The sequence below is a fragment of the Zhaonella formicivorans genome (assembly GCF_004353525.1).
GTDB lineage: Bacteria > Bacillota > DUOV01 > DUOV01 > Zhaonellaceae > Zhaonella > Zhaonella formicivorans.
Map to the genome: position 1 here is coordinate 2,604,854 of NZ_CP085524.1, position 18,956 is coordinate 2,623,809.

Annotated in this window: 14 protein-coding genes; 1 reads left to right on the forward strand and 13 read right to left on the reverse strand. The window is 47.8% G+C overall.

The window, feature by feature from the left end; all coding sequences use genetic code 11:
* Nucleotides 1–132: 132 nt before the first annotated feature.
* Together EYS13_RS12780 and EYS13_RS12785 are read right to left on the reverse strand one after the other, a co-directional pair.
* The gene (locus tag EYS13_RS12780; RefSeq protein WP_227763339.1) at nucleotides 133–492 is read right to left on the reverse strand and encodes a DUF4363 family protein; all 360 of its coding nucleotides are present in this window, start codon (nucleotides 490–492) and stop codon (nucleotides 133–135) included.
* 11 nt (nucleotides 493–503) lie between these two features.
* A complete protein-coding gene (locus EYS13_RS12785) occupies nucleotides 504–1,220 on the reverse strand; it encodes a DUF421 domain-containing protein (protein WP_227763349.1) in 717 nt (238 codons plus the stop codon).
* A gap of 187 nt (nucleotides 1,221–1,407) precedes the next feature.
* Here EYS13_RS12785 and EYS13_RS12790 point away from each other — a divergent pair, with 187 nt between their 5' ends.
* Nucleotides 1,408–1,752 carry a YmaF family protein gene (locus EYS13_RS12790; RefSeq protein ID WP_227763351.1) on the forward strand — a complete coding sequence of 115 codons (345 nt, stop codon included), beginning with the start codon at nucleotides 1,408–1,410 and terminating at the stop codon, nucleotides 1,750–1,752.
* 111 nt (nucleotides 1,753–1,863) lie between these two features.
* On the opposite strand, the gene arsM is transcribed toward EYS13_RS12790, so the two are convergent.
* The 11 genes from arsM to EYS13_RS12845 all read right to left on the reverse strand — a co-directional run bounded on the left by arsM (nucleotide 1,864) and on the right by EYS13_RS12845 (nucleotide 18,927).
* Nucleotides 1,864–2,679, reverse strand: a complete 816-nt coding sequence (gene arsM, locus EYS13_RS12795) for an arsenite methyltransferase (protein ID WP_227763361.1) — start codon at nucleotides 2,677–2,679, stop codon at nucleotides 1,864–1,866.
* A gap of 18 nt (nucleotides 2,680–2,697) precedes the next feature.
* Nucleotides 2,698–3,141: a MarR family winged helix-turn-helix transcriptional regulator gene (locus EYS13_RS12800; RefSeq protein ID WP_227763363.1), complete on the reverse strand. Its 444-nt coding sequence runs from the start codon at nucleotides 3,139–3,141 to the stop codon at nucleotides 2,698–2,700.
* A 197-nt stretch (nucleotides 3,142–3,338) separates the two neighbouring features.
* Nucleotides 3,339–3,581, reverse strand: coding sequence for a thioredoxin family protein (locus EYS13_RS12805; protein ID WP_227763366.1), 243 nt, complete (start codon nucleotides 3,579–3,581; stop codon nucleotides 3,339–3,341).
* Nucleotides 3,582–3,609: 28 nt separating this feature from the next.
* Nucleotides 3,610–3,945 carry an ArsR/SmtB family transcription factor gene (locus tag EYS13_RS12810; RefSeq protein ID WP_227763373.1) on the reverse strand — a complete coding sequence of 112 codons (336 nt, stop codon included), beginning with the start codon at nucleotides 3,943–3,945 and terminating at the stop codon, nucleotides 3,610–3,612.
* 186 nt (nucleotides 3,946–4,131) lie between these two features.
* Nucleotides 4,132–5,100, reverse strand: a complete 969-nt coding sequence (locus EYS13_RS12815) for a permease (RefSeq protein ID WP_227763383.1) — start codon at nucleotides 5,098–5,100, stop codon at nucleotides 4,132–4,134.
* Between the two features lie 298 nt (nucleotides 5,101–5,398).
* Nucleotides 5,399–6,118, reverse strand: coding sequence for a metallophosphoesterase family protein (locus tag EYS13_RS12820; RefSeq protein WP_227763385.1), 720 nt, complete (start codon nucleotides 6,116–6,118; stop codon nucleotides 5,399–5,401).
* Between the two features lie 120 nt (nucleotides 6,119–6,238).
* Nucleotides 6,239–6,628, reverse strand: a complete 390-nt coding sequence (locus tag EYS13_RS12825; RefSeq protein WP_227763393.1) for an ArsR/SmtB family transcription factor — start codon at nucleotides 6,626–6,628, stop codon at nucleotides 6,239–6,241.
* 380 nt (nucleotides 6,629–7,008) lie between these two features.
* Nucleotides 7,009–8,064 carry an ACR3 family arsenite efflux transporter gene (gene arsB / locus EYS13_RS12830; RefSeq protein WP_227763394.1) on the reverse strand — a complete coding sequence of 352 codons (1,056 nt, stop codon included), beginning with the start codon at nucleotides 8,062–8,064 and terminating at the stop codon, nucleotides 7,009–7,011.
* 874 nt (nucleotides 8,065–8,938) lie between these two features.
* Nucleotides 8,939–13,168 (reverse strand): NACHT domain-containing protein, encoded by a 4,230-nt coding sequence (locus tag EYS13_RS12835; RefSeq protein WP_227763396.1) that lies wholly within the window; start codon nucleotides 13,166–13,168, stop codon nucleotides 8,939–8,941.
* 293 nt (nucleotides 13,169–13,461) lie between these two features.
* The gene (locus tag EYS13_RS12840) at nucleotides 13,462–16,179 is read right to left on the reverse strand and encodes an ATP-binding protein (RefSeq protein WP_227763399.1); all 2,718 of its coding nucleotides are present in this window, start codon (nucleotides 16,177–16,179) and stop codon (nucleotides 13,462–13,464) included.
* 39 nt (nucleotides 16,180–16,218) lie between these two features.
* Nucleotides 16,219–18,927, reverse strand: a complete 2,709-nt coding sequence (locus EYS13_RS12845; RefSeq protein ID WP_227763401.1) for a DUF1156 domain-containing protein — start codon at nucleotides 18,925–18,927, stop codon at nucleotides 16,219–16,221.
* Nucleotides 18,928–18,956: the final 29 nt, after the last annotated feature.

An 18,956-nucleotide genomic window follows, 5' to 3' on the forward strand; every position in this document is an offset into this window, starting at 1 on the left:
TTCGCTCTGGACAAGCTCCTACGCCGTTGCCGGCAGCACAGCTGCCGACGGCTGTGGAAACCAGTCCCGCTCCATAATACATGCTGGCTGTTAATAGTTTGTCGACGGTCTGAAGCCTGCGAAAGCAGGCTTTTACATCTCGCCGATATTCTTCCACAAGTCCCGGATGAGCATAATGAGCGACAGTGAGTCCGGTTTTTCCTCAGTTTCGATGTATCCCTTGAGCAGTATAAAATTGCCCTCAATGTCATTGACATAATCATGATCAATGTCGATCTGCAAAAACGGTTTTACTTTTTTCCAGGACTGCTGGGCCTGTTTTAAGCTCTGGGCCGCATTTTTCCAGTCATCCTGGCGAATGTAGTTTTCGGTTTCTTGTAGGTATCTGGAAAAGCCAACCCTTTCGTCCAGCGGTTTTTTAACAGGGGCACAGGCAATAATGAGCAACAGGAAGACTAGGAGCAAAAGAAAAAGTTTAGTGGTTCTTTTCAAGGCTGCGCACCTCATTTCCCTTGGATATTGATTGTGATGCAATTCTGCTCCCCCTGCAAGTCCACATACAGATTGCCGTTTGTATCCAGTTGAGCCAGGGAAACATCTTTAACATCACGGATATTGTGCTGCTGCAGCTGGTAGATCAGCCAGGCTTTACTAAGGCTTAGATTTTTTAAGGCGTCAGTCAGGATAGTGCCGTCTTCAATCAAATTGGTCGGCATTCCTTCATACTGTGTAGAGAGTTGCAAATCCTCAGGGGTAACAGGACGCTTTTGAGAGCGCTTTTGCACACTTAACTTGCCGTTGGCTTCAAACAAGGCAAATTCAACATCAGCGATGTTGAAAACCCCCTGTGCTCGGAGCATGGAAATCATATCATCAATGGACAGCCGCAGCTTTCTTAAATTTTTTTCTAAAATCTTACCGTTTTGAATTACTACCGTTGCTTCCCCTTCCACGACCTTGCGCACCCAGACACTGTGCAGGCTGAAATAAGCCAATAGCACCGGCAAAACAGTCCAAATTGCCATTCCGATTAATGTAGCAAGCGTATTCTGGTTTACCTGAACTGAAAGGGTAGCAGCAATGGAGCCGATAGTAATACCTACCACATAATCAAAAAAAGTTAGTTCCGCAACCTGTTGTTTGCCCATTAGGCGGACAAGAAGCAACAAAGCAAAAAAGGAGATAAATGAACGAATAACTACTACCAGTACTATGGACAATAACCCGTCCTCCTTCCACCAAAGCCATTTTTATTCTCACCATTAAAATTCCCCAATTTGTTAAAAACATGAAGGATCTATAAATTTCCAAGATCACGACGGAAGGGAACAAAGTAATGACAAGTTGCATTCACTGGGTCACCAGCATAAGGTAATACTGGATTAAAATTCTAGGAGGTGATTTTGGATGTATAACTATGCCAACAATGAGGAAATGTGCTGCCGCCATGTTCACGACCATACCGGAATAACATCGTGCAGCCACGAACATTGCCATATCCATCCCGGCGTTACCGGCCCCCCCATCTACGACGGAAAAAGCCATTACCATGAAATTACGGGAGCAACAACTTTTGAACACGGCCATTACCACACTTACCGTGCCATGACCGGCCCGGCAATACCGCTCCCCCACGGCCATCATACTCACCACGTCTCGTTTAAAACCAGCTACTGTGAAGGGCATAACCACCTAATCAGAGGGTTTGGGCAGGCGGCTCCTTCTGAGGCCCCTCCGCACTACAAGGGCTGAAAAGCCCTGGATTTGACTAGTATCGAAAGAAATAGCAAGCAAAAAAAGCATAAGTTGCTCACCGCAACTTATGCTTTTTTGAAAATCAGCCATAAATATCCGATAATATCTTTATTTCCAAGCTTTTATATGGGCCCCGGCAAAAGCCCTGTCAACCAGATCCAAATCTATGCCCATACTACCCAGTAGTTCTTTCTTCTCCTCAATCAACCCCTCGATTACTTCTTTTGTATACACATTTACGGGTTCAATCTCTACTTTTTGGAAGCCTACTTTTTCTAATATCCTCGTATACTCTTCAACACTTAAGGAACCGGCTATACAGCCAACCCAGGCTTCTGCCATGTCCCTGACTTCCTGCGGAACTTCCTTCAGAGACACAATATCAGCTATAGCTAAACGCCCACCGTTCTTTAACACCCGGTACGCTTCCGCCATGGCTTTTTCCTTGTCTTCTGACAAATTAATAACACAGTTGGACATGATCACATCCACTGTTTCATCCCCTAAGGGTATATCTTCAATGTAGCCTTTAATGAATTCTACATTTTGCACTCCCATCTTTTGCTTGTTATCATTAGCTAACTTCAGCATTTCGTCAGTCATGTCAAGTCCGTAGACCTTGCCACTGTCGCCAACATATTTGGAGGCCAGAAAAACATCAATCCCGCCGCCGCATCCCAAATCCAAGACAATTTCCCCCTCTTTCAGCTCAGCAAATGAAAGGGGATTGGAGCAGCCTAAAGATGCGTTAATCGCTGTAACCGGCAGTTCATGCAGGTTTTCCGCGCTATAAAATTCTGTAGTTTTAGTGATGCCATCACAGCATGAAGATCCGCAGCAACAGCTGCCCTTGGAGTCAGCGCTCACAATACTTGCTATGCGTCCGTAAAAATCTTTTACTTTTTCTTTCACTTCAAAATCCATTTTAGTACTCCTCTCCAATTAACAACACTTATAATCATCCATTGCCTCAAGCAGCAATTTAAGACTTTCTAAGACCTGTTCCCGTTTACCCAAAGGTATGGCATTGTAAATCTTACTAAAATACCGATCCATGCTTTCTTCAATTTCTCTTAGCATTGCGTCTCCTTTATCCGTCAGTTTAAGCTGTAAATATCTTCTGTCCTCCGGGCAAGTTTCTCTTTCAACCCAATTATTTTCCACCAAATTATTAATTGTTCTGCTCATAGTGCTTTTATCCAAATTTAGAAGTTCTGCCAACTCATTTAATGATATTTCCTGATTGGACTTAATTTCAAGCAAGGCATGACACTGGCCAAGGGTTATACCGCAGCAAGATGCTTCGCTTTTCTCAAAAAACCCTATTTTTCTGGCAAACAGGCGGATTAATTTGCGCAGCTCTTTTATCTTATCCGTATCTGTCATTTAATCACCTCTCGGATATATTGTATCATGCAACTGTTGTTTTATGCAACTATATATTAACGATTCTCCTTCTTTAGCCAGTTCCTATTGAATAAAGTATTTTTACTATTCAGGAGTTTGTAAAAACAAAAGTGGTATAAAAGCTCATCTTCTATACCACGATTTAAATAAATCTTTAAGCTGCAACTTGCTATTTTTTACTCCATTTCTTCCTGAATATATTTTTTGATTTCTTCTACGCCAGGCACTTTGCCATATACTTTAACTTTCTCGTTAATTACAAGACCTGGCGTGCGCATGATGCCGTAGCTCATAATCTCTTTCAGATCTTCCACTTTAACCAGCTCTGCTGGTACGCCCAGTTCCATCGCCGCTTGACTCGCTGCCTCGTAAAGTTTCTTGCAATTCATGCAACCGGAACCAATGATTTTAATAAGCAAAATATATTCTCCTTTCCCCCAATGGAATTTATTTGGGCTTATTCTCCGCTAATTTGTGCAAAAGTGACACTGTGTTCTCGGCCTGTAGTACAATGATCTCACCTATAAGATCCAGGACTTTAAAAATTTCGGGATGGGTCACAGAATAAATTACCTTTAGGCCTTCTTTGCGGCTGGTGATTAGATCCTGCCTCTTTAATATGGCTAAATGCTGGGAAACGTTAGACTGTTCCAGATCCAGACTTTCTGTAAATTCACAGACACATTTTTCTCCTTCCCGCAAAAATTCCAAGATCTTTACCCTTGAAGGATGGGCTAACGCTTTAAAAAGGTCTGCCTTAATCTGGAAGATTTTTTCCTGCATATTTACCTCCGAAATTAAGCTGAGTTATAATTTTGGTATATTATAATACATTTCCCAAAATTCCTAAAGTACCGCCAACAACCTTAACTTATTTCTTTTAAGTCATTAGATATATTACCTCTTCCTTAAATGGACGTCGGCAGAACCAGTTAATACATCTGTCTCTCCACTTCAGTAAAGAAGGCTCTACAATATGGAGTTAAAAAGATATCCGGTAAATAAGATGCCTGAACCTACTATGGCGATAAAAATTGCGAGCAACCTTGGTTTCAATACTCTTCGCAAAAGGATCATTTCCGGTACACTTAGAGCCGTTACTGCCATCATGAATGCCAGCGCTGTTCCCATGGCCACGCCCGCTCTGGTTAGTTCACTCACCAACGGTATAACCCCCGCCGCATTAGAATACAGAGGAATACCCACAGCCACAGCGATAAATACTGCTAGCGGGTTATCTTTACCTGCATATTTAGCTAAGGCGTTAGCTGGAATCCACCCGTGCATAAAGCCTCCAATGGCGATACCTATAATGACGTAGAACGAAATCTTCTTAAATAAATCCCTGGTAAACACCCAAGAATCGTACAGTCTCTCTTTAAATGTGGGTTCGGGTAAATCTAAAGCCGCATTACCTACTTTCATCTGGTAAACATATTCTTCCACATATTTTTCCAGTTTCAATTTACCGATAAGTATACCACTCACAATGGCTATGATTTCACCGGAAGCAATGTAAATTATGGCCGTCTTTAAGCCAAACATGCCGTATAAAAGCCCCACAGCCACTTCATTGACCATCGGTGCGGCAATCAGGTAGGAAAAAGTTACCCCCAATGGGACTCCAGCCTCTACAAAGCCGATAAAAAGAGGTACTGCGGAACAAGAACAGAATGGCGTAACTATGCCTAAAAGGGCGGCTAAAATATGTCCGACAAACGTGCTCCCTTTCTTTTTGGCAAGTATTTCCCTGGTTTTTTCCGGCGGAAAAAAACTTCTAAAAAAAGTAATAATATAGATGATCAAGAGCAATAAAATGAAAATCTTAATGGTGTCATAAATAAAGAAGTTCAAGGCGTCGCCAATTTTAGAACCATGGGCTATCTTAAAAACCTCATATACCAGCCAATCGGCCAATTTCTGCGTCCACGTGAACACAACAATCACTTCCTTATATACGCTGCATTCTATATTTGTTTGGTGTTCTTCATTTCAACTGTTCTAGGTCATTTGAATCACTTTTTACGTAATTTACAGGTAGCTACATTACAATTTTATAATATTATATATCTGTTATAAAGGTCAAGATAATTTATTTATCTTTATACGTTATTAGTCAATTACCTCTACTGTTACTAACAGGTAAAAATTGAGCATCTACGCCGACCAAATTAAAAATAAAAAAACCCTTTCGAATTAAACAAAGCGCCCAGGAGATATTTCCGGGCGCTAAAGTTTAGCCTTTTCCTTCCCGTAAAAGCTGTGCAAATTCATTGGGAAGACCGCTTTTTTCTATTGCTTGAGCCACATATTCCACATCATAAGGAACTTTGACAAAATCAACTTTTAAGTCATCGCCTTCCACGCCCAAAATGGCGTAAACTGCATTAGGGTCTCCGTGTTTGGGTTTGCCTACGCTTCCGGCGTTGACCAGGTGCTTATCTCCTAAAACTTTGTAAAAATGCTTGTGGGTATGACCGCACACCAGAATATCTGCTCCGCTCTGGTCAACAATCCTCTTCAACGTCTCTTCCGGCTTATCCTCAAAAAGGTATTCATTGATTTTCCTGGGGCTGCCGTGGACAACTTTTACCTTTAAGTCTCCCAGCTTGAAATCAATACTGGAGGGGGAGGCCTGCAAATATTTCTTGTTCTCTGCTGTAACTACCTTTTTCGTCCAATCTATAGATCGCTGCCCTAATTCTTTTGAATGGGGATCAGTATAAGCACAGCCGCATTCAGGTTTGTCAAAGCCAACGCCGTCATCATAGTTACCCATCACACAGGGGAGATTTTCCTTTTTGATGAGTTCAATCACTTCATTGGGGAAAGGCGCATACCCCACCAAATCCCCAGCGCAGTACACTTCCCTTATGCCCCGTTTTTTAATATCCTCTAGAACCGCTTCCAACGCTTTAATATTGCCATGAATGTCCGAAATAATAGCCACTGACATAAGATCACTCCTCAGGGATATATGTAAAAGTTATGCTCTTCCAATTTAAAGATTAGCAAGTGACCGCCTTTATTTTTTATTTGCTCTTGTGCTTCTCGAGAGATTTCAATTTGCATTGCATCACCTCTGACAGTTTTTCTCAGCACGCTGTTCCAAATGTTTACAAAGAGGAAAATCGGCACGCTGTTTAGGGCGTTGCTTTATAAAATTTTGTAAAGGAAGCCCGATAGCATGGGTGTAAATCGAGTTAAAACGCTCCAATTTGTCCTGTTCCAGTGAATAGTAAATCCACTTCCCATCCCTGCGGTCTTTCACTAGACCGGCTTCTTTCAGTATTCTCAAATGGTGGGAAACAGCAGGCTGGGACATCTGTAAAAATTCCATTAACTCGCACACACACATCTCCTGTTCAAAAAGCAACTGAATGATTTGGCAACGTGGTTCCTCCGACAGCGCCTTAAAAAATAAGGATAGTTCCTGACATAAACTTTTATTTATTTCCTGTGGCATATGCCTTCCCTCCTTCTGAGGCATACTGCAGCAGTATTTTTATATTTTATGAAAAACGCTAACAGGTTACACTGTTAGCGTCAGCTTGTAGACAAATGAAAAATTGTAACCCATTGTGCATAGCTGCGACATATGACAAGCCATAGAGCGCTCTGTGAAGAGTTTGACTGTAAGCGGACGAGCAGCATGGATGCTGCGAGAGCGGTGGAGCGATAGGACGTCGCGTCACCGCGTGCCGCTGGAAGTAAAACGCTGAAGAGAATCAGCGCTCTTGGCGATAGTCTTTGGAGCAGCGGCACAAGGGTAAACATTTTCAGAGGGCTAATAGTAGTTTGTCGACGGTCTGACACTAACAGCTTTACACTGTTAGCGTTGCTTTTCTATTCAGCGGCTTGGGCATAATACTTCTTTCTAAAGCCAAGGGCTACGTTAACCAGCCAGATCATAACAGGCACTTCAATCAACGGACCGATAACAGCCGCAAATGCCTGTCCGGACTCTATGCCGAACACCGCCACTGCTACAGCTATGGCCAATTCGAAATTGTTGCTGGCTGCTGTAAAAGATAAGGTGGTAGTCTGCTCGTAATTTACTCCGACCTTATAACTTACCCAGAAAGATACCAGGAACATGGCAAAGAAGTAAATTACCAGCGGGATAGCTATCCTGACTACATCCATCGGTAACTTGATAATGTAATTGCCTTTCAGGGAGAACATGACAACAATCGTAAATAACAAGGCAATAAGTGCCAACGGACTGATTTTGGGGACAAAAGTTTTTTCGTACCATTCTTTGCCCTTTGCCGGAACGAGGAAGTACCGGGTCAGGAAACCGGCCACAAAGGGAATTCCCAGGTAGATGGCAACGCTTTTAGCCACTTCCCCCATGGAGATATGGACTTCCATGCCTTTCAGGCCCAACCACTCAGGCAAGACAGTAATAAAGATATAAGCATAAACGGAATAGAACACTACCTGGAAGATGGAGTTTAAAGCTACCAAAGCTGCGGCATATTCGGCATCTCCTTTAGCCAAGCTGTTCCAGACTATAACCATGGCAATGCAGCGGGCCAGACCGATTAAAATTAAGCCTACCATGTACTCGGGATAATTTTGCAGAAAAACTATAGCCAGAATAAACATGAGGATGGGACCAATGATCCAGTTCTGCAGTAGGGAGAGGGATATCACCTTGCGGTTCTTGAATACTTTCCCCAGTTCCTCATATTTAACTTTGGCTAACGGCGGGTACATCATTATAATAAGTCCGATTGCAATGGGTATGGAAGTTGTGCCGACAGACAGTCTATCCAGTAAGTCCGCCACTCCCGGAAACACATAGCCCAGACCGACGCCAAAAGCCATGGCAAGAAAAATCCACAGGGTCAAGTACCTGTCCAGGAAACTCAACTTTGCCGAAACCTTTTCAGCCATTATCTTACCCCCTTACATATAAAACATCGTTTATATGTATTCTACTATGCTCGAGAAATGCAGTCAATATATTATAATTTAATTATATTCTAGACTTATTATGAAGCGCCAACTTAGTTAAAATACCATTTTATCAGGCAAGGGGCGCAAGATGGACAACATCAATCAGAATAAACTGCAAAAGCAGATGTAAACTGAGTTCTGGATTGCATATTTTACGCGGTATTTTCTAATACCGCTAATTCCGTAAAGTCTTATAAAATAAGGCTCTCCGGCCAGGACACCTTTTTGGTTTTTCCTTCCAATACCCTCGTTTCCGCATAGTCCGTGACCAAATGTGACCAAAAGTTAAAAAGTATCTTTGGAATATATACTGCTTTTTTTACAGTTCATCCTCACTATCGCTCCCCTTAGAAACTTCTTTTTCTCACGCCGCCCAACATGAGCGGCGCGAGAATTTGCCGGCATGTCCGGTACTATTTGCCCAAAAAAGTTGAGCGAGCAACCTCCGCCATAGGCTGCTCGCTCCGTAGGATAAACCCGTAAACGCTGCTGTTTTTATTCTATGCCAATAAAAGGCTTTTACAACCTTTACCACCCTGCCAGCGACATGAGTATTATTGTTCAGGCTAAAACAGGTCCGCTCACACCTCTTTGAATTGGGACCCGCGGGCCACCTTGCCATTATTCCCGTCCGAATAAGCATAAAAATCCGCAAGCTCAATGGCTCTGGTCGTTGGCCACATTTCTCCCAGCACTAAAACAAGGGCACTGAGAATGTTGGACTTACCAGCATCATTAGGACCAATCAGGGCGCATTTTTGTCCATGCGGTACTTGAGGTTTTGATATCTATTCAATTACCGAAAGATGGGTTAACGGAGTGCCGCATTTAGAATAAAGGCTCTTATTCGCACCCCTTGCCTTGAAAGTTCTTCAGCCTGGGCTTCAAACTTAGCCTTTGCTTCTGCCCTGCTTAGTTGGGGCACTTGGCTCTTTCGAGGATCATTGCTATCCCACTGGACGCAATCGAACCACCCGATAAGGTATAGTCCGTGTTGGCAGCGGTTATCTTTAAGGTAGCGGTCCACAAGCTGAGTTTTCATCGCGTGATATAGTTCGGGGTGCCAGCAGCCTTTAACTTCAATGATGGCCGACACACGATCATATACATCGCCGTTCAAACTGCGAAGGACGGCGTCCACGTGAATATCTGTTCGTTCCCCGGTTCCTGGTCCTGCGCCACGGCGGATTTCAACCTCACGGTTAAAAATGATACCTCTCTGCCTGAGGTCCTCATCCAGATACCTCTTGACGTAATCAGACAATCTGTTCTCGTCTTTTGGGCGGTAAATAGTTTTGTTATTTACCTTACATTCGTTCCATAGGTCGATTGCAGCGGGTGTTTCGTCTTGAAGTTTCATATCTAGACGCTCCAGCGATTCTATCAGAGCTTCTAAAAGTTGATCTCCGTTTTGGACTAGGCGAACCCGCTTATCGGCCACGATTTGTAAAATATACTTTGGCTGAAGTGGTGTCCATGTTTGGCGAAGGAAAATCTCCTTGGCCGTCAGCAGCGAGTATTTCAGCCAGCTAATTTCGGGCAACTCGCGGGCAACCCTTCTAATTTCCTCACAGGCTTTACAAGTGCTGCGATTTTTAAGATGGTTCAAGATGGCGTTCCTCCACTCGGCAACGCTCTCCCTAGGACCAACCCAGTGAGCCTCTTCATCAACGGGATCTTCGGTATATGGGAACTGGCGCACAAGCCAGATGTATAAATCCGCAAGTTGCTCCTCTGTAAGCTTTGGTCCGACAGTAGTAGCATGCCAATCATCCTCTTGTACTACGGCCAAAATCACCTCGCGTCCAAAGTTAGCATCCCCTTGAATGGCCGGCCAAACGGTTAGCCAGCTAGCGTTCTCAGTATGGTTTATGAGCGCGCAGGCCGCCACAACCGCCCTTGAACGTTCTTTCTCCTCAGAGGAAGCTGGTATAGATATAAGTGATTCGGCGAAAGCCCTGGCTTCGTCAACCCCGTGGTCCAGCAAATCACTGAGCAGGCAGCCCATGCACCTGGGCTTTAACTCCTCGTCCTTTGCTTTGTCTAGCAGTGCTTTAGCAAGTCGTTCGTCCCAGCACTTTTGCACCTTGCGGGTAATAAAAATATGATCACCTTCCGCATTTTCCTTATCAATCATTAAAAGGACAGTTTTGATTATCTCTTCCGGGGCGTAGCGGTAGGCCATTTCGACCAGTGTTAGATGTAGGCTTTCGTCTCCAAAGTTGCTTGGTACAGGGTAGGCGATGATAATCGGCGCCCACTTCTGCCAAACGTCGGCGGGCAGTTCGGAAAGAAAATGAGGTTCTTCTTGCAAAAGAAGCAGCAGAGCCCTGTAGCCAGCAAACGCCGGACGGTACAGTATATTTTCCCCCAGCCATTCGGAGGTTCTAGGGTCCTGTTCATGCACATATCTCTTTGCTGCTTCGACTATTCTCTTCCTGGTTGTCTGGTCAGCAGCCTTCCAACCAGGCAGAGCGGTGAGATTTGGTTCAAGCTCATCACCATAGTGAGTGCTGTCGGGCTCGAGGGTCATCTCCCTGTTCAGCTGCCACCATGCCCCTATGTTTCCAGACTCGTATTTTTCCAAGAGCACGGCAATGCGCTCTGCCGGAGGCGGTTTTAAAAGCGGCCGAGTTGGACGTCGTTCCCGCCATTTTTCCCTTACCTGGTACGTTCTTCTCATATCTTCTGCTTCCGGCGAATTCAGTTTAACTGGCTTAAAGAACCCTGAGAATATTTCGGCCAAAGCCGGGCAGCTTTTGCTGGCAAGATAGATGGCCTCTAAGTGCGCCACATCGCCTTCGTCAAAAACCCTCTCGATCAAGTGAGCCCAGGCTCGCTGCTCTTTTTCGGTCTTTGATTCTTGCAGGCGCTCGATCATCCATGGAAGGTCTTTGCTTAGAGCAAACGGCACTTCGTAAATCATCAGAAAAGATTCTTTCTTGGGATCTTCGAGTATGGGAACTACCGTTACTAGGAATTTACGGCGCTTGTGGTCGTCACTACTCACCATGGTTTTCAGCTTTTCTAATTTCGACTGATCTTCTACGATACTAACGTAATCTTTCATTCGCAAAAAGGCCATCTTCACAAAAGCATCCAACACGCCTGGTGAATCGAGTGCATCCCATGCTCGCAGAATTATTTCGTCCGCAAGACCTTCGAAAGGCGATAGCGACGCCCTCTCCGGCCGATGTTTCTCAACCCACTCGAGCGCCACTGGTAAATCGGAAGGTTTAAGGTGCCGGGCAACTTCGTGCGAAAGAAATGTACTATAAGCCCCAATAAAAAATTTTTTCTTAGGCGGAGTAAGGCTGGCGAACAATTCTTCTGCCGTAATATGATCTGGCCATAGTGCCCGCAGCGCGCAGCCTTTCAGTTCGTCTTCTGGATCGGCTTCGGCATCACCGACGGCCAGGGGTTTTAGCTTTGCCTTTGTTGGCCCATCCCCGATGCGGCAGACGGCATAAGCAGCGTTGACCCGTACTGGCAGCTGTTCGGTCGAATCTAATGCAATCTCCACAAGTTCTTCTTGAAGTTCTCTTAGACCGCAGGCCTCTGCGATATCCACTGCTACCCGGCGCACGATGATGCCTTTAGTGTTGTCGCGAATATAAGGTCGGAGTTGCCTGGCCAAACCGGGATGGATTAGCTTCCCATATTGCCTTCGAAGATCCAGGTCGAGGTCCAAAAGATTTTCTTCGTCATAAAGTTTTAGAAGGGCTCCTACCAGGAGTTCGCGTTCTTTTACATTTACGGTCGCGACATCGCTGCGAAGTAATACTTCGGGGTCGGTCTTCATGATCTCCGAAAACACGCGGGGCTCCATGCTGGCCAGCCAGGCCGCTGTTTCACGCAGTTGTGGGACAATTTTTCCCTCTGGTGTGCCCGGGTGGACAATCAGGCTCATTATTTGGGTGAGTGGGGCCTCATGTTGGCGGAGATACCACGCCGCGAGGAACTCCGCGTAGGTCTGGTGCGCCCAACCCAGGCGATTCGGGCCACGTGAAGAAAATAGTCCAGTCCCCAGAGTTTCCCTAATGGCCGCTTCGCTGACTTCAAATTGTCGACCGTTTGAACTCTCGCTCCCCCCTATAAGATCTCTTATCGTGGCATCTCCATCAGGAACATCGCCTCTATCCATGCCGACCCAGACAGCGTTTTTGCCGGCAAAGATAGAAACGGCTGCGATGCGTGCCGCCACCATTAAGCGCTGCTCAGATTCGAATTCGCCAACCAGCCGTGCCTCACGACGACTCTCGCTTGGCTCTTCGCAGAGCCGAAGGCAGCCATCATAGTACAATTCCGCTTGGGTGGGCGGGAACTTGCCTTTACTCCTATAACTGTTAATTAGGAACTGCAACGTAACTGGTTTAATCGCCAGCGGTACGGCTTCCCTTCGGTCGATTTCTTCCAGGAAGGCTTCTGGATCCAATCCGCTGCTTTTTGCGGCCTCAACCACGTCAACCCGACGGAGCGGGGCCAGTTCATAAGCGCCTACGGCATCTTTGCCCCACAGTTGCTTTAACCGGTTTTCTAAGCTATTTGGCCAGTCCGCTGTCCGGCAAATGATGCGCAAGAAAAGCCGGTCAACGGGGCAATTCTTAAATTCTTCGCCCAGCTTGGCTACCACCGTATTAATTGGTAGCGGACACTCATCAAGGCTGTCGAGGAACAGGTGCAACGGATGGTTCCCACTCAGCCAGGATTGAAAAACGGGGTTTTCAAAGAGCAGCTTACACAGACCTTCGTCCGTTGAGCAAGCTCGTAGGTCAACCCAGAGAGTCTTTCCTCCCGCTTTTGTAACCTGCTCGTCAATCAAACTTCTTTGCAGTTCCATCGCAGTTGACTTTCCGATCCCCGGCTCGCCAAGCAAAATAAGGCAGGAGAAATCCATTATGGCTTCAAATGGGACCAGATCATGGTTAAAAAACATTCCAACCTCTGAATCTGGGTCAAGTAAATAGCCTCCATCGAGCAAGCTGATGTTGCCTGTACGGGGACACCAGAAACGTTTCCAGTTATATTTATCACCTGTCACCGGCATATCTCCCCTAAAAAAAACTGCATATTTGAATCAATCCATAGTGAGTGAACTTTCTCAACGTGCCGAAGTATAAATTGCTGGAGCCGAATTGTTACTTGACTTCGTTAGCCCCAGGAATAATATGGTCTACATGAACTGAGTGGATAGCAGGATCCAACGGCTCCTCACATATAAAACATCGCAATTTTATCGGACAAGGAGCCTACCAATGAGTTCCTCCCTATCCGAAAGGTGGCATCTCCTTTCATATTGCTTTAATCCGCCCTTACTTCAAGGGGTCTATGTTTTTAGCCTTCATCCCATTCCACTATGCTTGACCCCAGTTGCTGTAATGTTTCTTTTACCTTGCTGTCAAGGGTAGTACGATCAAAGCCATCTTCGCTCTCAGCTCTTATTTCAATAGTAATCTCAGGGTCAGAACCACACGCTTTCAGCGGTCGAATGACACCGGTAACAACATGCGACAGTTTATCCCAGGGTACGGAAGCTTTGATGCTTACTCGCTTAATTTTAGCTGACGCCGCTTTACGGGAACCATCCGCACTACCGGAAACAATCCGTATTCCACCTTTGTCCGAATCGATTGTCTCATCTTTTAGCGTATCATCCTTACTGCCACTACCTGCAGCAGGATAACTGCCACTAAAACCGCCGTCAGTATCAATCGACTTGCCTATACTAATCTTTTTCTCCTCTTCAGCTTTCTCTGCACGTACAATGACAGCATCCAAATTCAAATCTGGCGGGGTTTCGCCAAAATAGAGGGTAGAACCTATGCGTGCCCCCAGCAGGCCGGTCCTTACACCCTGCCTGACCGCCTCGAGCAGCACTTTTTCGCTTTCCAGGCAGGGCAGGCCGGGAGTTTTGAGGAAAACATCGTAAACTTCCTGGATGGTTTTTTCTGTTTCTTCTTTACCAAAAGCCCGGTCCAAAATCAGTTTAGGTGTCAGGGAAGATAAAATGCGTTCCTCGTCTTTTAAATACTGCCAGACACGTTGGCTTAAGGAGGGATTTTGCCCTACGGTAGGGATCCCCATATCCCGCCAGATTATGTCGCCGTTGCTGCGCCAGCCCACGTGGCGGTAGGCGGCCATAATTGCATAAGGAAGGTCTTTCTTGGCATCATCGAGTTTATTCTTCAATTCTTGCCGGGTGCCGGCTGTCAGAGAGATGTCCGCATCGCCCGAAATGTCCTGTAGGGCCAGGAAACGCCTCAATTGCTTTTCTAAACCAGCATACGTACCCGCATCCAAAGCGACAACAAACAACGTGTTGCGGTAAATGCGAAAAGTAGCCCCGGCATTATCGAAAATCTCCCGGGCAAACTGCCCGGTTTCCTTTTCCCCGTATTTCTGCCCAGGCACCAGCAGGATGAGTTTCAACCGCCGGTTGTCGGGTACGTCCCCTGAAGTATCCGGCCACAGGTAGACGTCAAAAACAGCCCCTTTGGCCAGCCTGTTCAGATGCTCATAAAGGCATTCACGGACCTGCTCAGGGTCGATGGCCTCTTCTTTATCGACAATGATGCGGTTAAGATTCGGCTGGTTCTTGAAGCTGTAGAAGCGTTTTTCGGTATGGAAATACCAGAGAGAATCTTCGAGCTTGCTTACCGCATCGCCGACAATAGTGGAGGGAACGCCTTCCCTCAGGAGGGCCACCCTGAGCCAGGGGAGATTTACCCCCCGGCGCTCCCCACCGCTGAAGGAATAGAGAAAGACCGCTGTGGCAATCCCTTTCGCTATGCCGTACCTCTCATATTCGCTGCCCATCTCCTGGTCTATCCGCCGGGCTTTGCCGGCAATGTCAGCCGAAATGATGCTGTCATACTCATTGCCGAGGTGCTTAATGAACTCCCGGCGTACAGGGGCATAGGCCAGTTCCACCAGAGAAGACTGGATCAGGGGTGCTGAGACCTTGCGGTCATACAGGTCCCCAATGACCTGGGCCAGGAGACGCAATACCCCCCGGGTACGCTGGAAGGTGGGGAAGGAACCCCATCGCTCGTATAAGACGTCAATAAATTCCGGGTGAAAGGGATAGGCCCGCTCGATCTTCTCCCGGTAGGCCGTCTCCCGCACCTCAGCAGGTACATCGCTGCCCAGTCCTTGATAGAGACGAAAATAGGCTTCCGCTATTTGGCGGTGAGTTCTGGGGTCACCCAGGTTTTCAAATAGCCGCTTGCGGATGACTTCGTAAATCTCCACCCCTTCTACCGGCACGTAGATGCTTTCTACCCGGCCTGATACCTTTTGCAACTGGGCCAGGGCCTTCTCGGCCTCTTCGTCGTACTGCTCAAGAATGCTCGCGGGCAGCGTGAGCACCAGGACGGACTTCTCAGAAGTAGCCACCGCTTCCGACAGCTCCTGCAGGAAAGCCAGAGTCTGCCCCTGGGTGATTTTCTCCACTTTTTCAACCTGGTTGGCCTTGACTATGTACTGCAATAATTCATCCATAAGAATTAAGGTGGGGCCACTTCTTTTCAATATTTCCTTGAGCCGCTCTTTCCCCGGCGCCACCCGCCTGATGTCATGTTCCTTGACGATTTCATAGCAGCCAAGCTGGTAAGCGATCTCGCCCCAGGGCGTCCTGCCCTTGATGGGGTCGGCTGTTGTTCCGGCAAAGGCCGCCACCCTGGCGCCGGAAAGGTTACGCCAGTCTGCCAGCAATCCTTGAAGCTGCTCCAGGTGGGTAACCTGGCCGCAGGACCTTACCAGGTGGTACAGGGTTAAAAGAGCATGGGTCTTGCCGCCACCAAAGGGCGTCTGCAGCTGGATGACGGGGTCGCCTTTCCCCGTGCAGAGGCGGGAAAGGACGTTTTGTGCCAGGTGTTTTAAGCCCTCTGTCAGGTAGGTCTTGGCAAAGAAAAGCCGCGGGTCACGGTATTCCTCGGGCGCCATGCCGCTTAACACATCGCCCAGGTCGGCGGCGAAGACCGCCTCACTAAAAGATTTCGCCCGGATGTCTTTATGGGGTGTCACTACCTGCCACCAGGTTGGAAGAGTCATATAGTCGCCTCCTTAAAAATCACATTGCGCTCAAAGTTGCTATTGAAAAAGTTTTAGTTGCCCGCCATTATGGCCACCGTTAGTCACCTTCTGGTAACTCTCCCGCCCGTACAAGAAGCCCTGGAGCATCTGTTTTTCCTTATCTCCGGGCGGCAGTACTTCAGAGAGGGCCTGGGCCACCTGCCAGAAGGCGTTATTGTGCAGATGCCCTGTAGTAGTGAGGATTTCAGTGATCTTCTGACGCTGGTTTTTCTCCCATAGAATCAGGCAAGCATGGAGGACATCCACCATATTGTCCAGCTTTCCCTTTTCCAGGAACTTTGTACCTCGCTCCTTTGGTCCCAGCACACTTATAAATTCTTTGTCCTTCTTAATAAAACCGTTGTTCCAGTACTGAGTGAGCTCGATCCCCACAGCGCTGGCCAGCTTCCTGGCTTCATCAAAGAGGACTTTGGCCCCGTTGTAGGTCCAGCGCCAGAGGAGGTAAAAGCGGGTTTCGGCGTCAATGCCGCCCAGGTGGCTGTCCTTGAGGATTTTGGTTAAAGCATATTCACTCACTGTTTTGCGAATAAAATCCAAGAGCTCTGCTGCATTCACTTCCTCGCCCGAGTAGGTTTCCACCCGCTCGTACCGGCCGAAGACTTCCATGGCCGGGCCGATGGCGGATATGAAGAAGTCGCTGCCGCCGATGCCTTCGTTCCAGAACTGGTCGAGCTTTTCCTTGATCCTTTCCTCAACCAGGGGCTTGATCTCGTTAAAGTAAGCAGTTTCCTTTTTCGTCCGCTTGCGGCAAACCATGTAAATGGACGAAGCCAGGGCCGCGGATTCTTTAGCCCTAAGGCGGGCCTGCATCTCTGTATTCAGGGGCCAGGAGGCGGTGAGGTAAAGACTGGAATTCAATATTGCGTTGATAATTGTCTCCCAGGCGTCGGTGGTTTTGTGGGCAAAGACAATGACGGCAATGCCTTCGGGTTTCAGGACGCGGGAGATTTCCCGGAAAGCTTTGGCGATCATCTCCTCAAAAAACTTCTTGCCCCCCTCAAAACCGCCTTCCTCATGGGTGTAAGCGACAATTTCTTCGGACTTGGGGGTCAGCGGGGTGGCAAACAGTTCAGGGTATAAATCTCCCACCGTGCGCTTGAGCCAGACGTAGAAGAAATCCGAAAGATAGGAATAGGGTACGTTGTCGTAGTACGGCGGGTCGGTGACCACGGCGTCGAAGTAGTTATCAGGATAGGGCAGGGCGGTGGCGGAGGCCTGGGTGACGGTGGTGGCGGTATGGTTCGTTTGGGAGCAGTGCTCAATAATTCTCAAAACCCAATCCTGCATGTTCGGCCAACCAACATCAGTGAACGGATTCACTTCTATGTAGTCCCACACCATTGGCAAAGCCTGACGACCGAAAACATGTTCGATCTTTTCTCCTACGACGTTGTATACGACTAAGTTGGCGTTCTTATCCGCCAATCGGTCGAAAATAAGGGCTAAATACGTCACCACCGCCCTGGTGTACTCCTCCCCATATCCCTCCGCCAGCATCAACTCATACGCCTCCCGCACCTTTTCCGCGAAGGTGATTAGGGCCAGCTTCTGGCGGGGGTTGAATAGGTCGCCCCAGGTGGTCATCCCCCAGTTGTAAACTGAAAAAGCCCGTTCAGCCCCAGTCCCTCCTCCTTTTGGAGTTGACTCATCCGGCACCGGCTCAAAACTCCACTTATCCCACAACTCCTCCCGCTTTTGTTCCAGATACCTCACGGCTTCCTGGAAAACCTCCATGTCCTTTTCCGTGGTCAGCCGGTAGGTCTTGCCCTGCCGTTCCGGGTGATGCAGGACTACCGCCACCATCCGCTGGCCGGCCCTGCCCTCCTGGAACTGCCGGCGCACCTCTTTGTCGGTCAGGCCACTACCGCAACAGGGGCAGATTGCTTTAGCCCGGGCCACAGTGCCTTCCCCGGGGTCAAAGTCAATCTCTTGGCCTTCAGCAATTTCAAAACCTACATTTCTACCCTGCGGCACAATCCGCAGGGTCACTCGCTTCTTCTCCTTCTTGGCCAGCCAGGTCTGGCGCATAAGAGGGATTTCGGTGCCACAGGCCGGGTTCTGGCACTTCACCGTCCGTGCCCAGATATATCCCACCAGGATGCTCCCATCGGGTTCGGCGGGATAAAAGCGCCCAATTTCCTTCCTGGCCTCCTCCAGCACCCAGTTTCCCCAGCGCTTAACATCCTCAAGCAGGGGATTGACCTCTTGCTCCACTTCGCCCACCGGCGTTCGCACTTTCCGTTTCTCCGGCCGGCCATATTTCTGGGGAAATTCCAGCGTGGCCTTTTCGATCAACACGGCCACCGGGTTAAGGTCGGAGGCATAGGTTTCGCAGCCCAGGCGCAGGGCTTCCAAGGGAATGGCTCCGCCCCCGGCAAAGGGGTCCAGAACCCGGGGTGGATTGCCATTATTGGCCGCCAGGATTTCTTTTCTCGCCCGCTCGATGTAATAGGAATTCAAGGAGTTTTCCCATTTGGAAAGGTCAGCAATAAAATTTGCCCGTGCCAAGCGCTCTACTTCGTCTTCCGGCTCCGGGGTCAGGGCGGCATAGATAGTGGCCCGCGAAGCTGCCAGCGGCCGCCTGGCCCACCAGATATGTAACGTGGAAATGTGGCCGTGACGGATATTTTTCTCCCGGGCCGATTGTTCGCTTACGGCTTTGACCGGAAAAGTGGTTTCTATAAAAGCCTTTTTAGTACCCAACATCTGTACACTCCCCATATTGGAATAAACAG

Coding starts and splice junctions, on each gene's coding strand:
- EYS13_RS12790 (WP_227763351.1), top strand. CDS start 1,408: ATGTATAACTATGCCAACAATGAGGAAATGTGCTGCCGCCATGTTCAC.
- arsM (WP_227763361.1), bottom strand. CDS start 2,679: ATGGATTTTGAAGTGAAAGAAAAAGTAAAAGATTTTTACGGACGCATA.
- EYS13_RS12800 (WP_227763363.1), bottom strand. CDS start 3,141: ATGACAGATACGGATAAGATAAAAGAGCTGCGCAAATTAATCCGCCTG.
- EYS13_RS12810 (WP_227763373.1), bottom strand. CDS start 3,945: ATGCAGGAAAAAATCTTCCAGATTAAGGCAGACCTTTTTAAAGCGTTA.
- EYS13_RS12820 (WP_227763385.1), bottom strand. CDS start 6,118: ATGTCAGTGGCTATTATTTCGGACATTCATGGCAATATTAAAGCGTTG.
- EYS13_RS12825 (WP_227763393.1), bottom strand. CDS start 6,628: ATGCCACAGGAAATAAATAAAAGTTTATGTCAGGAACTATCCTTATTT.
- arsB (WP_227763394.1), bottom strand. CDS start 8,064: ATGGCTGAAAAGGTTTCGGCAAAGTTGAGTTTCCTGGACAGGTACTTG.
- EYS13_RS12840 (WP_227763399.1), bottom strand. CDS start 16,179: ATGACTCTTCCAACCTGGTGGCAGGTAGTGACACCCCATAAAGACATC.
- EYS13_RS12845 (WP_227763401.1), bottom strand. CDS start 18,927: ATGTTGGGTACTAAAAAGGCTTTTATAGAAACCACTTTTCCGGTCAAA.